The organism is Jiangella muralis, from assembly GCF_001270745.1.
GTDB classification, from domain to species: Bacteria; Actinomycetota; Actinomycetes; order Jiangellales; family Jiangellaceae; genus Jiangella; species Jiangella muralis.
The window spans coordinates 1-14,606 of record NZ_LFXL01000056.1 but is presented as its reverse complement, the minus strand read 5'-3'; the positions used below and the strand labels follow the sequence as shown (position 1 = coordinate 14,606).

At 69.6% G+C, this 14,606-nt stretch carries 12 protein-coding genes and 2 pseudogenes; 4 read left to right on the top strand and 10 right to left on the bottom strand.

What is annotated here, in order from left to right; translation table 11 throughout:
- Positions 1-166 precede the first annotated feature (166 nt).
- The 3 genes from ACW62_RS34545 to ACW62_RS31350 all read right to left on the bottom strand — a co-directional run bounded on the left by ACW62_RS34545 (position 167) and on the right by ACW62_RS31350 (position 6,545).
- The gene (locus ACW62_RS34545) at positions 167-1,192 is read right to left on the bottom strand and encodes a hypothetical protein (protein WP_157575115.1); all 1,026 of its coding nucleotides are present in this window, start codon (positions 1,190-1,192) and stop codon (positions 167-169) included.
- Between the two features lie 197 nt (positions 1,193-1,389).
- Positions 1,390-4,122, bottom strand: coding sequence for a cation-translocating P-type ATPase (locus tag ACW62_RS31355; RefSeq protein ID WP_053208081.1), 2,733 nt, complete (start codon positions 4,120-4,122; stop codon positions 1,390-1,392).
- The gene (locus ACW62_RS31350; RefSeq protein WP_276202988.1) at positions 4,119-6,545 is read right to left on the bottom strand and encodes a phosphoketolase family protein; all 2,427 of its coding nucleotides are present in this window, start codon (positions 6,543-6,545) and stop codon (positions 4,119-4,121) included. The genes ACW62_RS31355 and ACW62_RS31350 overlap by 4 nt, the downstream gene beginning before the upstream one ends.
- A 13-nt stretch (positions 6,546-6,558) precedes the next feature.
- Between ACW62_RS31350 and ACW62_RS31345 the strand changes: the two genes are divergently transcribed.
- Positions 6,559-8,010, top strand: coding sequence for a ferredoxin reductase family protein (locus tag ACW62_RS31345; RefSeq protein ID WP_205629725.1), 1,452 nt, complete (start codon positions 6,559-6,561; stop codon positions 8,008-8,010).
- Here the strand turns inward: ACW62_RS31345 and ACW62_RS34540 are convergent.
- The 6 genes and pseudogenes from ACW62_RS34540 to ACW62_RS31330 all read right to left on the bottom strand — a co-directional run bounded on the left by ACW62_RS34540 (position 8,007) and on the right by ACW62_RS31330 (position 11,674).
- Positions 8,007-8,756, bottom strand: coding sequence for a hypothetical protein (locus ACW62_RS34540; protein ID WP_157575114.1), 750 nt, complete (start codon positions 8,754-8,756; stop codon positions 8,007-8,009). The two genes, ACW62_RS31345 and ACW62_RS34540, sit on opposite strands and share 4 nt — an antisense overlap.
- A 41-nt stretch (positions 8,757-8,797) precedes the next feature.
- Entirely contained in the window at positions 8,798-9,232 is a 435-nt protein-coding gene (locus ACW62_RS31340) for a D-glucuronyl C5-epimerase family protein (RefSeq protein ID WP_169792167.1), read from the bottom strand.
- A 178-nt stretch (positions 9,233-9,410) separates the two neighbouring features.
- A pseudogene (locus tag ACW62_RS33560) lies at positions 9,411-9,692 on the bottom strand (helix-turn-helix domain-containing protein); the annotation flags it as partial.
- Between the two features lie 179 nt (positions 9,693-9,871).
- Positions 9,872-10,012 carry a hypothetical protein gene (locus ACW62_RS34535; protein WP_157575112.1) on the bottom strand — a complete coding sequence of 47 codons (141 nt, stop codon included), beginning with the start codon at positions 10,010-10,012 and terminating at the stop codon, positions 9,872-9,874.
- Between the two features lie 46 nt (positions 10,013-10,058).
- Entirely contained in the window at positions 10,059-10,706 is a 648-nt protein-coding gene (locus ACW62_RS31335) for a response regulator (protein ID WP_053208063.1), read from the bottom strand.
- On the bottom strand, positions 10,703-11,674 hold the full coding sequence (locus ACW62_RS31330) for a HAMP domain-containing sensor histidine kinase (RefSeq protein ID WP_053208062.1): 972 nt from the start codon (positions 11,672-11,674) through the stop codon (positions 10,703-10,705). The genes ACW62_RS31335 and ACW62_RS31330 overlap by 4 nt, the downstream gene beginning before the upstream one ends.
- Positions 11,675-11,760: 86 nt before the next feature.
- Between ACW62_RS31330 and ACW62_RS31325 the strand changes: the two genes are divergently transcribed.
- From ACW62_RS31325 to ACW62_RS36700, 3 genes and pseudogenes are all read left to right on the top strand, one after another.
- Positions 11,761-12,138, top strand: coding sequence for an SPFH domain-containing protein (locus ACW62_RS31325; protein WP_053208061.1), 378 nt, complete (start codon positions 11,761-11,763; stop codon positions 12,136-12,138).
- Positions 12,135-13,637 (top strand): potassium/proton antiporter, encoded by a 1,503-nt coding sequence (locus ACW62_RS31320; protein ID WP_053208060.1) that lies wholly within the window; start codon positions 12,135-12,137, stop codon positions 13,635-13,637. Before ACW62_RS31325 ends, ACW62_RS31320 begins: the two co-directional genes overlap by 4 nt.
- A 47-nt stretch (positions 13,638-13,684) precedes the next feature.
- A pseudogene (locus ACW62_RS36700) lies at positions 13,685-13,903 on the top strand (SLC13 family permease); the annotation flags it as partial.
- Between the two features lie 269 nt (positions 13,904-14,172).
- On the opposite strand, the gene ACW62_RS31310 reads toward ACW62_RS36700, so the two are convergent.
- Positions 14,173-14,391, bottom strand: coding sequence for a hypothetical protein (locus ACW62_RS31310; protein WP_053208058.1), 219 nt, complete (start codon positions 14,389-14,391; stop codon positions 14,173-14,175).
- Positions 14,392-14,606: the final 215 nt, after the last annotated feature.

The following is a 14,606-nucleotide window of genomic DNA, read 5'->3' as shown; positions in this document are numbered from 1 at the left end:
CTCCCGACAGTGGTCGGAAGGTCTTCCCCGCCGCACCTCGGGAGGCGTGGTCGGCCACCGGGTCGCAGGGCGACCGGAGTGACGATGGCCGGTTGGGTGGGGTACTCCCCTTCAGTCTTCTTACGAAGCACAATACGTGAACACAGTTGCGGTGTCAAGGCTGGGATCAACGCCGCAGGACCAGCGCGATCCGGTCATGGGTGGCGAGGTCGCCGTCGGCCACCAGCGCCAGCTGGCCGCCCATCAAGATCACCTGCTCAATCAGGCCGTCCACCAGGTCATGCACGTCGCCGACCCCGGAGGCGTTCCCGGAGGCGTTCGCGGGAGCGTCGCGTCCGGGTGCCGTGGTGCCCGCGCTGATGAAGTTCTCCTCGACCAGCAGCATCGCCGGCCGGCCCCGCCCGAGGGCCCGCCAGCATCTCTCGATCCCCGAGGCCATGCCAGCGGGTCGATCCGCCTCTGTCCACCGCAGCAGCGCGAGTGCGTCGTCGCCTCGCGTCCGCAGGTAGGCCTCGACCGCGGTGATCCCGGCCAGGGCCAGGTCGAGGCGGTGGCGCAGTCGCGATCGTCGACCCGGCCGGCGAGTCGATCCAGGATGGCGCTGAGGGAGCAGAACTCCTCGAGCAGGCGCGAGCGTCCGACCAGGACGAGCGGGCTCGGGTGGTTGGCCCGGTAGTCCCCGAGCATCTTCTCGACCTTGCGCAGGAACCTGGCCATCAGCTCCGTCCGCGCCTCGGCGGCGCCCGGCTGGCCGGCGCCCGGCACCCGGATCGGTCGCCCCGAGCCGAACGGCTCGTGTCGGCCCACCGGACGCAGGCCCGCCGTCCTCGGAGGCGTACAGGTGGGCGCACGTGGGGTGCAGCAGCACCACGTGAGGTGGCATGCGGTTCAGGGCCGCGATGAACGGCCGGGTGGCGAAGGTGCTCTCCACCACTGCCCGGGCGGTCACCGGCTGCGGCAGCCGGAACGAGCGGGCGACCGCACGGTTGACGTAGATGCGCAACCCTCGGTCGGTCGGCTGATCGCCCGCGTGGTCGGCCTGCTCCGACAGCTTGTCCAGGAGCGCGGACCGGTTCATCGCGCTCCGCTCGACGAGCCGGCGTTCCACGTCCCGGACCAGGTCGTCCAGCCTCGACCGGTCTCCCTGGTCAGGCGCGGTGACGGCTTCGGTGATCCACGCCGTGCGCCGCACCGCCGAGCGACCCCCGGCTGGCCGACGCCGCAGCCCTGGTCACCGAGCACGTCAACGACCGCTACACCGCCCGGTTCCTCCGCCCCGAGGCCACGGTGGTCAGCCTCCACCAGGATCCGCCGGCGTCGATCCTTGATGCTGAAGCATGCCGTCAGTCTCCGTGCGGCGGCCTCGGGACACGAGTCGGGTACGCGCCGTCACGGCGATCTCCATCGAGTCCGCGCCCGGGTGATCGCCTTGGCGGCCTCGGTGAGCAGGAAGATCACCACTGCGAGGGCCGACGTCATCAGCCACTCGCGCGGTCCGATCGGTGCGGAGCCGAACCAGGTGTGGGCGATCGGCGCGTAGGAGAACAGCAGTTGTAGCGCGATCATGGCGCCGGCGCTCCACCACACCGCTGGATTGCCGCGGAGCACGGCAGGGGTCAGGCTGGAGCGGTCGAGGGATCGGCAGTTGAACAGATAGGCGAGCTGGCCGAGGGCCAGCATCGTGACGGCTGTGGTCTGGGCCTGCGCGAGCGAGACACCACGGTCGTATTCGTAGTAGAACACGCCCATGGTGACGCTGCCGACCAGCGCCGCCACGAGTGCGATGCGCCGTACGGAGGCGAGCGGGACAATCGACTCCTGGGCTTGTCGTGGCGGTCGGGTCATTATGTCGTGCTCGGCTCGCTCGTTGGCCAGGGCAAGGCCGAGGGTCACCGAGGTGACCATGTTGATCCAGAGCACCTGGACGGGTTGCAGGGGCAGGGTCAGCCCGAAGAGCACGGCGATCAGGATTACGAGCGACTGGGCGCCGTTGGTGGGTAGCAGGAACAGCAACGATCGTCGCACGTTGTCGTAGATGCGCCGGCCTTCCTCCACGGCCCGTTCGATGGTCGCGAAGTTGTCGTCGGCGAGCACGATGTCCGCCGCCTCCTTGGTCGCCTCGGTGCCCTTGATGCCCATGGCGACCCCGACGTCCGCCCGCGTCAGCGCGGGTGCGTCGTTGACGCCGTCGCCGGTCATCGCCACCACCTCGCCATGTGCCTGCAACGCAGCGACGATGCGGAGCTTGTGCTCGGGGCTGGTCCGGGCGTAGATGTCGACCTCGCGCACGGTGGCGCGCAGGGCCTCGGTGGACATCGATTCCAGTTCCGCGCCGCTCAGCACCCGGCTGGCCTCCCGCCCTGTGATGCCCATCTCGCGGCCGATCGCGAGAGCTGTCCCGGCGTGGTCGCCGGTGATCATCTTCACCCTTATCCCCGCCGCCCGGCACTGGGCGATCGCGTCGATGGCCTCGGGGCGGGGCGGGTCGACGATGCCGACCAGCCCGGCCAACTCCAGGCCGTCGTCGAGGTCCGCGTGCGACAGCTCGGAGGTCCGGGGATCCGGGCGGGCGTGGGCAGCAGCGAGCACCCGCAGTCCGTGGGCGCCGATCTCGTCGATCTGGGACTCCCAGAACTCCCGGTCGAGCGGTTCGGGGTCACAGTCCGGACCGGTCTGCGAGCCGCACCGGTCCAGGATCCGGTCCGGTGCGCCCTTGACGAGGACGTGCAGGACGCCACTCGAGTCGCTTGCAAGCACGCCCATATACTTGGTCGCTGGATCAAACGGCACCACCGCGATCCGTCGCCATCCATCTGCCGTGAACCCGGCCTTCTTGCCGAGTACGCTCAGGGCGCCTTCGGTCGGCTCGCCGACCAGGCGCCATTGCGACCCGTCCTCGACGATCCTGGCGTCGTTGCAGATCGACATGTCCTCGATCAGCCGCGCCAGATCGTGCCGGTCGGCGACTGTGACGACGTCGCCGTCGAGGGTGACCTCGCCGATCGGGGCGTAGCCCAGTCCGCTGACTTCAAACCGCGCCCCGCTGGTGCGCACCATCCGCGCGGTCATCTCGTTCTTGGTCAGTGTGCCGGTCTTGTCGGAGCAGATGGTGGTGACCGCGCCCAGGGTCTCGACAGACGGGAGCTTGCGCGTGATCGCGCGGCGGCGGGCCATCTGCTGCACGCCCAAGGCGAGCGTGATCGTCACCAGGGCCGGGAGTCCCTCGGGCACTGCGGCGACCGCGAACCCTATGGCGGCGCTGACCACGTCGAAGATCCCGAAGTCGTGGAGCACGCGGCCGATCACGATCATCACCAGGGCCATCACCAGGATCACGACCGCGAGCTTCTTCCCGAGCGCGTCGAGCGATCGGGTGAGCGGGGTGTCGACCCCCTCGACCTGCGAGATCATCGTCTGGACCTTGCCGATCTCGGTGTTCTGCCCAGCGGCGACCACCACCCCGGTCCCGGTTCCCGCGACGATCAGCGTCCCGGAATGCAGCATGCAGTGGCGGTCGCCCAGGCCCGCGTCGGCCGGAACCTTGTGGACGTCCTTCGCCGCCGGAACCGATTCTCCGGTGAGTGCCGATTCGTCCGCCTGCAGGCCGTTCGACTCCAGCAACCGGACGTCGGCGGGTACCCGGTCTCCCGAACGCACCCGTACGACGTCCCCCGGCACCAGCCCGTCCGCGTCGACATCGACCACCACTCCGGAGCGCAGGGCGTGCGCACGGACGGACAGCATGTTCCTGATCGCGTCTAGGGCACGCTCCGCACGGCCTTCCTGGACCAGGCCGATGATCGCGTTGATGACCGCGACGCCCAGGATGACGGAGAAGTCGACCCAGTCGGCGAGGATGGCCTTGAACGCCGCCGCGACCAGCAGGATGTAGATCAGGGTGTCGTCGAACTGGGCGAGCACGCGCCGCCACCACGGTGTCCGTTGCGGAGGCGCCAGCCGGTTCGGGCCGTAGCGCTCGAGCCGCTGCTCCGCCTCCTCACCCGACAACCCGGTCGGCCGGCTGCCCACAGCGGCCAGCACATCGGCCGGCGGTCGCGACCATGGGGTGTCGATCACGGCGTCGGCCGCGACCCGCACGGCCCCGTTCGCCTCCTTGGTCATGCCCACCAGCCCTTTCGCGATCGCGCCCCATCGTGGGTGTGGTAATCGCCCGGGAACGTGACCGGCCGACCAGCCGCGGCGACGAACTCCTCGCCCCGGTGCCGCGCGGTGACCGGGTCACCCCGGCGCACGGTGTAGGTGACCAGACGTGGCTCGACGGTCACCTCGAGCACCGAGCGCCCGAGCCGAAATGGGAACCGGATGCGTTGCGCCCTCGTCGGCAGCATCGGGGCGAACTCCCGGGTTCGCCAGCGGTAGCCGCCGAAGCCGTAGACGACGGCCATCCGGGTGCCGGCCGCCGACGCCAGGTGCAGCCCGTCCCGAAGGTTGCCCGCTGTGTCCGCCAGGTCCACCGCCATTGCGTCGACCAGGTACTCCTCCGCGTTCCGGTACTTGCCGGCGTCCGCGGCCGCGATGGCCTGGATGAACTCCGACAGTGTCGAGTCGCCGGTGGTCAGCGGGTCGTAGTAGTCGAAGATCCGGCAGCGTTCCTCGGCGGTGAACCGCTCCGGGAGCAACACCGTCGCGAGCACGACGTCGGCCTGTTTGATCACCTGATGCCGGTAGATGACCAGCGGGTGGTGATGGAGTAGCAGCGGGTACTCGGGCGGCGTTCCGGCGAAGTCCCACGGCTTGCGGTCCAGGAAGTCGTCGTCCTGTGCGTGTACGCCGGTGCGAGCGTCGTACAGGATGTGCATCTTCTCCGCTGCGCGGCGCCACAGCTCCGGTTCTCCGGGCCGCGGCCCGGTCCGCGTCACCAGCCGGCTGTAGAGGTCCTGGTCGTGTGAGCGGACGGCTGCGCGCGCGATCGACGGCTGGGTGTGGATGAGGAACGGCAGCAGGTAGATCTCGGTGTCCCAGAAGTAGTGCCCCTCGTAGCCGGTCCCGGTCTGTCCCTTCGAGGAAACCCCCTGGCCCGCGCTTCTCGCGGTCCCCTGCAGTAGCGAGAACAGGCTGAACCGGAGCGCTTGTTGGGCCGTCTGCGAACCCATCCACTCGACGTCGCTGTGGGTCCAGAACGCGGACACGTCGTTCTCGTGCTCGTCCAGGGCTGACGCATGGCCGGTGCCCATCGCGCGACCGAAGGTGACGGCGGCTCGGCTCGCCAAGGCGTCGCTGGTGCCGGATCCGTAGTGGTAGGCCAGCAAATTCACCAGCGTCACGGTCTGCCCGGGCGCTACTCTCACCGCAAACAGCACGCACGCGCGGTCCCGGTCGAGGCGGGTGTGCAAGTGCGTCAGCGCGGCAGGGTCGCAGGTGTGGTCCATCGCCGCGGCGACCGCCATCGCGCTGCCGGCGGTCCGGCACATCCGCATGACGCGCGTCCCGTCGACCCACTCGCCGTCGTGTCGTAGCGCGTCCTCGGCCAGTGACCGGGTCCGGCGCGGGTCGGCGTCGGGGTCCGTGACGACTCGCAGGTGGGTGACCAGCTCGGACGACATGATCAGATCGCGGAGCGCACCGGGCTCCGCCTGCCCGTCCGGGCCGGGCAAGATCGTCAGGTCGTAGCGCAGGCGGGCCAGGTACCGATGAGCCAGCGACACGAAGCGGGACGAGGCGATCCTGATGCGCGGGCCACCCGGCAGCTGGAAGGCGACCGCGCGGCTCGACGTGGCGTGCGCCATGTTGAGAGTTCGCTCGTACTCGCGCACTTCGGTGGTGGCCATGTTCACCGGATCCTCGTCGACGAGTATCCTGACGGTGGTCCCGTCCGGGACCGGAACCACCGTCTGCCCGGTGGTCGCCAGCCCGTAGGCGGCCTCTGGGAGGACGATCGTCCAGGTCTCGTGGAACCCGTTCAGCAGTGTAGCGGGACGATAGGCCGGGTCGCCCTCCTCGTGGGCGCCGCGACTACCGAGGTAGCCGTTCGCAACCGCGAACAGCGACTCCGTGCGTCCGGCATCGTCGGGACGCGGATGCCGTTCGATGAGCCGCCATGGATCCGTGCGATGGTCGGCGCCTGCCGCCACCATGCGCCGAGCCGCCGCCCTCAGCCGGTGGGTCCGCGGCCCAGACCGGTGGGCCTTCTCGGTCACATCCGCGAGCAGCTCGCCGAGGTGGTCGACAACCAGGTCGGCGCAACGCTCGGCCAGCTCCTTCGCCTGGCCGGCCCGGTTCACCACGATGACCAGGCCGAAGCCTCGCGCCCAGCCGGCGGCCACGCCGGACCGAGAAGCATGCGCGTACACCAACGCCAGGCCCGGGCTGGTGCCCCAATGCCCCAGCAATCGCGGCTTAATGTGTTCGAAGGCCAGGGGCTCACGTAGCAGCGGATTGGCCATCAAGTAGATCTGACCCACGGTCAAGTAGTTGTTGGCCCGCCACCACGCGCGTCGACCGCGGCGACGTCCGCGTCGTCGGCGTCTCTGGGATGGGCGAGCCGATCCACAATATCCGCTGCGGCGAGTCCGGCCGCCCTGAATTCGGTGTCAGCCATTGAGAGTCTCCCTCCACCAGACATGGCGGGCGCGACACCCGATCTTCACGCTACGCCCCGCACGAAGGGTCTTCATCCATTTTCGTTCTTTCGTCCCAGGAGCGGACGCTGTGCAAGACAATGGGGTGATGCGGCATACTCATTCGCTGCGTGGCGCCGCCTGGGTGGTCGGCTACCTGGTGTTCGTTCTGGCGCCTCTGTTCGCGCTGCTCACCGGTGCCGTCGGGCCGGCTCGGGATTTCTGGACCGAGTTCTCTGCCGCACTCGGTTACGCCGGGCTGGCGATGATGGGACTGCAGTTCGGTCTCACTGCCCGGTTCCGGTGGGTGACCGAGCCGTGGGGCGAGGACGTGCTGTACCACCTGCACCGGCAGCTCTCGTTGGTCGCCGTCGCCTTGGTGATCGCCCATCCGGTCATCCTGTTCATGGTCCGGCCGGAGCTGCTGGACCTGCTCAACTTCGTCGATGCTCCTTGGCGTGCGCGGTTCGCCGCGCTGTCCATGGCGTCGCTGCTCGTGCTTCTCGCGACCTCGCTGTGGCGGGCACGGCTGCGGATCCGCTATGAGACGTGGCACCACCTGCATGTCGTCCTGGCCGTCGCTGCTGTGGTCACCGGCCTGCTACACATGGTGGGCTGGGGCTTCTACCTGACCGATCCATGGAAGCGGGCGCTGTGGATCGCGCTGACGGTGTTCTGGATCGGCCTGCTGGTGCACGTGCGCGTCATCAGGCCGCTGTTCATGCTCCGCAAGCCGTATACCGTCACCGAGGTGCGTGCCGAACGCGGCGACACGACGACGCTCAGGATGGAGCCCGACGGGCACGACGGCTTCCGCTTCGTACCCGGCCAGTTCGGCTGGCTCACGGTCTGGGGCAGCCCGTTCGGCATCACCGGTCACCCGTTCTCCTTCTCCAACAGCGCCGAGACCGGCGACGGATCGGTCGAGATGTCGATCCGCAGGCTGGGCGACTTCTCCGGCAGGGTCGGGGAGATTCCGGTCGGGAGGCGGGTCTACGTGGACGGTCCCTATGGGGCGTTCACGATCGGCCACCCGGCCGACATGCACGTTCTCATCGCAGGCGGTGTCGGCATCACACCGATGATGAGCATCGTCCGGACCCTGGCCGACCGGCACGACGACCGGCCGGTCGTCCTGCTCTACGGGGCCACGGACTGGGAGTCGATCACGTTCCGTGAGGAACTCGACGAGGTCGCCGGGCGGCTGGCCCTGAACACCGTCCACGTGCTCACCGACCCGCCGTCCGGGTGGGACGGCGAACAGGGCTTCATCACCGCGGACGTTCTTCGGCGGCACGTCGCGCCGCCGTACGGTGAGCACGAGTACTTCATCTGCGGGCCGCCGCCGATGATGGATGCGATGGAGGCCGCGCTTCGCGAACTGGATGTGCCAATGTCGAAGTACCACTCCGAGCGATACAGCTTCGCCTAGGGAGACTCTCCGATGCGCCGCATGCTCGCCGATCGGCTGGCCGTCGCCACAGCCGTCGTCATCGTGCTGATGTCGGCGGTGTTCGCTCTGGTGCGCGTCGTGAGCTGATCGCGCCTGCGTGCAGGGCGGGCCCCGGGGCAGAGGCACGTCGTTCCCGGGTGCCCGGTGAGGCGTCGTGTCCACCGAGCGGGTGGTATGGCATCAGTCCGGGCGGTCGGTGTAGAGGGCCGCCAGCGCCGGAATCGGCGGCCAGCGCCGTTGCTGCTCGAGCCAGTACGCGCCCATGTCCGCAGCACCGGCCGCTCGAACTGTTCGCCGAGTGCCCGGAGCCGCCTGACATGGATGTCGTGGTAGTCGCTGACACTGGCTGGTGTGCGCTTGCGGAAGTTGGCGGGGAAACGCACCAGTGGCATCGCCGTCCACGGGAGTTCGATACGGAAGTCGTTGCGGCCGGGTACGAGACCGAAACGCGCGACCCGCTGCCAGCCGTCGGCCACTGGCGCCGGCGCCGGCGCCAGCGGGTCGTAGTGCGTCTCCTGCAGATCCAGCGCACCGGCCTGGGCCTGTGCCAATTCCAGTTGCAGGACCAAGACGTTGCGGATCGGCCAGCCGAACCGCGTCGGTACCAGGTTCATCCGCGCCGTGCGGCTCAGAACGCCCTGTGCGTCGTGGTCGGCGACGTTGAACCAGCTGCGGTACCGGCCCACCGGCTCCTCCTGCGGCGCCCAGGCGATGTCGGCCTGCATCCGCAGCCGAGCGCAGAGGTAGCCGATAAAGCTGTACCGGCTCAGCGCCAGAGCGTCGACGTCATACCACGGCAGTACCCGTTCGACGCGTCCAGGCTCGCGGCGACGACGTCGCGCCACTCGGCGACGCCCTTCAGCTCGGCATACTGTGCGGTCGACGCGAGCACGGACAACCAGCCGTTGAGGATCAGGCTGACCGGCTGTACCGGCGCCTCCTCGAACGCCGGGTGGCCACAGACCGTCGCCAGCACTCCCCCATCGGCGACCGGCACGAGCAGTGACCGCATAACCTGGTCAGCCGCCTCGGCGATCTGCGCGTCGCCGGAGGAGCGCGCCAGCCGGGCCAGCTCGACCCCGTAATACGTCTGGGCAAGAGCCGAGTAGTGCGGCCAGCTGACCCAGGACGAGAGCCGCCAGGTCGGCTGGTACCAGAAGACGCGGGTCTGGCGAAACTCCTGCATACGGGCGAGTGCCACGCGCCACCACCGAGGCGGCATCCAGGTGCTCACCCCGCCCGGACCTCTCATACGCGTCGAGATAGCCCTTGAGCAGGTACGTGCCGAGGATGGGGTGCGGGACGGCGACGCCGTCGGGATGCGTGATTTCTCCGGCGAGTTCTGGCCCCGAAGGTGGGGCCAGATCACACGCTAGAAGTCACACGCGGTCAGCTTGCATCGCCGAACTCAGGTCTTGGAGCAACATCTCCGTCGGTCGGTCTAAGTGTTGGTGGGCGTCGCTGCTGGTCGCAGCAGGCGCGCGGGCGGCGTGGTTGTCGGCGGCGAGGGCCTGGGCGAGCATGACGATGCCCGCCACCCGTGGGTCGGCTACTCGGTAGTAGACGCGCCGGCCATCGCGTCGTGGCTGGACGTAACCGCAGTCGGCCAGGCAAGCCAGGTGGGTGGAGACACGGCCCTGGGACAGCCCGATAGGCACGACCGGCGGCGCCCAGGTCGATCTCAAGGTGGGTCGAGGACGCCTCGGGGTACCGCTCGAACGCCTCGCGAATCAGCTCCGAGGCCTTCCCGGCGCTCCAGTCGACTCACACCATGAGCCGCTCCCGCAACTCCGTCGGCACGCGTCCGCAGACCTCGGGTGTGTCTCACCCTCGCCGGGGGTCAGCGTCGGCCAGCCTCGGGGGCGTTCAGCACGTGCCCGACCATCTCTTCGCCGATCGCCTCGGTGATCCGGTTTCCGCGGCTGTCGAGGACGGTCTCCTGATCAAGGTCGATGCCGCCGCCGTCGTCGTCGTCCTTCACCGCCAACGGCCCTCCTCCTCTCCGTCTCGTCGCCGGCGTGGTTCGTTCAGGGTTCGATGAGGCCGGCGCGGATGGCGTAGCGGGTGAGCTCGGTGCGGTCGCGCATGCCGAGTTTGGTGAGGATGTTGGCGCGGTGGTGGTCCACGGTCTTGTGGCTGATGACCAGCTGGGTGGCGATCTGCCTGGACGTGTGCCCTTCGGCGATCAGCTTGACGACTTCTTCTTCTCGTTCGGTCAGGACGGCGCGCGAGATCCGTTCGCCGCGGCGCATGCGGTCGAGGAAGTCCCGCACGAGGGTGCCCGCGACGCCGGCGTAGAGGAAGGACTCGTCGCGCATGGCGGCCCGGCACGCGGCGACGAGGTCTTCGTCGGCGACTGATTTCAGCACGTAGCCGCAGGCCCCGGCCTGAAGGGCGGAGAAGAAGTACTGCTCGTTGTCGTGCATGGACAGCATCAGCGTGCGCACCGCCGGGACACGGCGGGTGATCTCGCGAGCGGCCTGCAGGCCGGTCATCCGCGGCATCGAGATGTCCAGGATCGCCAGATCGGGCCGGGTCGCGCGGGCCAGGTCGACGGCTTCGGCGCCGTCGGCGGCTTCGGCGACGACGGTGAGGTCGGCCTCGGCGTCGAGGATGCGCCGCAGCCCGCCGCGCACCAGTGCGTGATCGTCGGCGAGGAGGATCCGGACGGTCATGGCGTAGCTTCGTCGATGGGCAGGTCGAGCAGCACCTCGGTGCCACCACCGCGGCGGGACCGAACCTGGAGCCGGCCGCCGCCCATCCGGGCGCGTTCCTGCATTCCTTGGATGCCGGCACCGGCCGTGGCGTCGGCTCCGCCGACGCCGTCGTCGGCGACCCGCAGGGTCAGGATGTTCCCCCGCCGGGTGAGCCCGAGCTCGACGTTGTCGGCGTGGGCGTGGCGGGCCACGTTCGTCAGCGCCTCTTGCGCGACGCGGTAGACGACGAGCTCGGCCTCGGGCGCCAGGGCCGGCAGGCCGGGGAGGAACCCCCGGGTGACCGGGATGGCGGTGCGGGCGGTGAGGTCGCTGGCGAGACTGGACAGCGAGTTGAGCAGCCCGAGGTCGGCCAGCACGCCGGGGCGCAGGCGCTGGGAGATGCGGCGGACCTCTTCCAGGCTGGTCCGGGTGGTCTCACGCACCTGCTCCAGCTCCGCGGCCACCTCGGGTGGGGCGGCATCGACGGCCTGTTTGAGCCCGAGGAGCACAGCGGTGAGGCTCTGCCCGACCTCGTCGTGCAGTTCCTGGGCGATGCGCTGCCGTTCGGCCTCCTGGGCGTGCAGGGCGCGGGTGGTGCTGGTGGTGCTCTCGGCTTCGAGCCGTTCGAGCATCGCGTTGAAGCCAGCCACCAGCGGTGTGGCCGGGCCGGCGGCGGTCTCGTCCAGCCGACGCCCGGGCTGGCGCAGGTCGATGGCGGCCATAGCGCCGGTGAGGTGGTCAAGAGGTTGAAGGATCGACCGCAGCAGGAGCCCGTTGAGGGTGAAGATGACCGCCAGGCCGATCGCCAGTACCACGATTTCCGACCACAACGTCCGCTCGGACACCGTCGCCGGGGACAGCACCAGCACCAGAGTTCCGAGCGCGAAGACGGCGCCGTTGATCAGGCAGACCCGCCAGAACAGCGGCAGCGACAGCTCCCGGCGCATGACACCAGCCTGGCAGAACTCTGCGCCGGATGAATGGGTGCTGGACCCCATGGTCCCGGGCCTGGCTGGTCGGGCAGCGTTGGCTCATGGAACCGGTGGCCCTGCTGGTGGCTGCTGCCCTGGCCGCGGCGGCGGCCATCGGGTGCGCCGTCGTGCGCACGCGGGACGGGGTCGAGGTACGGCTCACTGTCAGCGTGCTGTGGACGGTCACGGACCCGGCGCTGATCGTGCGGGCGAACCCGACCGCGGCGACGGCGACCGCGGCCGCGGTGGAGCGGGCGCTGCATCACCTGGTGGCCGGAGTCGAGCTGGGGGAGCTGCTGCGGGAGCGTGAGGCCGTCCTCGCCCGCGTACCGGAGACCGCTCGCCGGGTGGTGGCGGTGTTCGGGGTCGATCTGGTCGACGTCGACCTGCTCGACGCGCAGGTGCGGCTCGGCCCGCAGTTGCTGCGGCTGCTGGCATGAGCCCGGCCGAACTCAACGCCGTGGTCCTCGGGGCCTGCGTGGTTCTGCTGCTCGGCGTCGCGGCCGTGCGTGTGTCCTCCGGTGCTGGCTTGCCCAGCCTGCTGCTCTACCTCGCCATCGGGCTGGCCATCGGCGAGGCCGGACTCGGCCTGCGATTCGACCAGGCCGACCTCACCCAGACGCTCGGCTCGATCGCCCTGGCGGTGATCCTGGCCGAGGGCGGTCTGACCACCCGGCTGCCGGTCATCCGGCCGGTCATCGGGCTCGCCGCCGTGCTCGCCACCGTCGGGGTGGCGATCAGCGTCGCGATCACCTCCACCCTGGTGTGGCTCCTGCTCGACGTCGACGTGCGCACCGCGGTGCTGCTCGGCGCGGTGGCCTCATCAACCGACGCCGCCGCGGTGTTCGCGGTGATGCGGACGTTGCCGTTGCGGGGGCGGATCCGGGCCACACTGGAGGCCGAGTCCGGGTTCAACGACCCACCCGTGATCATCCTGGTGACGCTGGTGGTCTCCGATGCCTGGGACGACCTGAACGCGGTCACCGCGTTCCTGGGGTTCGTCCAGCAGATGGTGGTCGGCGTGACCGTCGGTCTGGCCGTCGCCGCCGCGGGGCGATGGGTGCTGCGCAACCTCGCGCTGCCGGCCACCGGGCTCTACCCGCTGGCCACCATGGCGTTCGCGCTGCTCGGATTCGGCGTCGCGGGCATGGCCGGCGGCAGCCCGTTCGTCGCGGTGTATGCCGCCGCGCTCATGCTGGGCAACGCCGACCTCCCGCACCGCAACGCCACCCTGGGCTTCGCCGAAGGGCTGGCCTGGATGTCCCAGATCGGTCTGTTCGTGCTCCTCGGGCTGCTCGCCTCCCCGGCCCGGCTCGTCGACGCCATCGTGCCCGCGCTGGTGGTCGGCGTGGCGCTCACCCTCATCGCCCGGCCCGTCTCAGTCGTGCTGTGCGCCACCCCGTTCCGGGTACGGCCGCGCGAGCAGGTGTTCATCTCCTGGGCCGGGCTACGCGGCGCCGTCCCGATCGTGCTGGCCACCTTTCCGATCACGGCCGGCCTACCCAACGCCGAACGGATCTTCGACGTCACCCTGCTCCTGGTGGTCGTGTTCACACTGCTCCAAGGGCCCACGCTGCCCTGGCTGTCCACGCGGCTCGGCGTCATCGAACCGGCACACACCCGCGAGCTGACCATCGAGCACGCCCCGTTCGAGGACCTCGGCGCCACCATGCTGACCTTCGACATCCCACCCGGATCCAGGCTCAACGGCGTCGACCTCACCGAACTGCGGCTCCCCGGCGACGCCGTCGTCGCCCTGATCCTCCGAGACGGGACCCTGTTCGTCCCCCGCACCGACACCACCCTGCGCACCGGCGACCAGCTGCTGCTAGCCGCCACCGTCGCGCACCGGGCCGCGGTGGAACGGCGCCTGCGGGCCATCAGCCGCGCCGGCCGGCTCGCCACCTGGTACGGCGAGAACGGAGCGGTGACGCCATGACCACCGCCGCCGCCTTCGTGATCTTCCTCATCACCTACACCCTGATCGCGGCCGCGTCCGCGCTGCTGGACAACGTCACCACCGTCCTGCTCATCGCCCCCGTGGTGCTCGCCGTCTGCCGCGACCTCGCCCTGCCCAGCGGACCGTTCCTGATCAGCATCGTCTGCGTCTCCAATAGCGGCGGCACCGCCACCCTGATCGGCGACCCACCCAACATCATGATCGCCAGCCGCTCCGGGCTCACCTCCAACGACTTCCTCATCCACCGCTGTCGCCGCCGGCGCCAACGTCGTCGTCACCGGGATCGCCGCCCGATCCGGGGCCCCGGTCAGCTTCTGGCAATTCACCCGACACGGCCTCCTCGTCACCATCACCACCCTCGTCATCGCCTGGATCTACGTCTGACTGGGCTACTACGCGATCTGAGCAGCACCCCGGGCAAGAGCAACGACCGCCACGCAGAACAGCGACAACTGGGCGTTCGATCTTGGTGGGGCCCGAGCACACACTGAAGTGAGCCCGGCCAGCGAAGTCGTCATTGCTCGGCGTCTGTGCTGCGCTCATTTCCCGTCGTGGCGCGGTCCCGGTACACGGCGGCGATCCGCTCGTAGCCCCGGTCCAGCGCATCCCAGTCCATGAGAGCCGCCGAATCGTACGCGCGGCCGGTGATCTCCTCGAACTCGCGTTCGTCCAGCCCCGCGTATAGCCACCGCACGATCAGCTCACGTGCCCGCTTGTGCCCGACGAACGCCACCAGCCGATCCTCCTCGCCGACCGAGCCTACTCACTACGTAGCCTTCCTGGACCAGTTGCAGCAACCCGAGGTCAGCGCGCCGACTCGACACACACGCCTCGCCCGGCGCCCATCGGCACCGTGAGCCCTACCGGCGCAACCGGCAGCCGAGTGGGACTGTCTGAATAACGGTGTGTGGGGTCCGGCCTGATCCGAGAGGAGACGGCCGTGGCTGA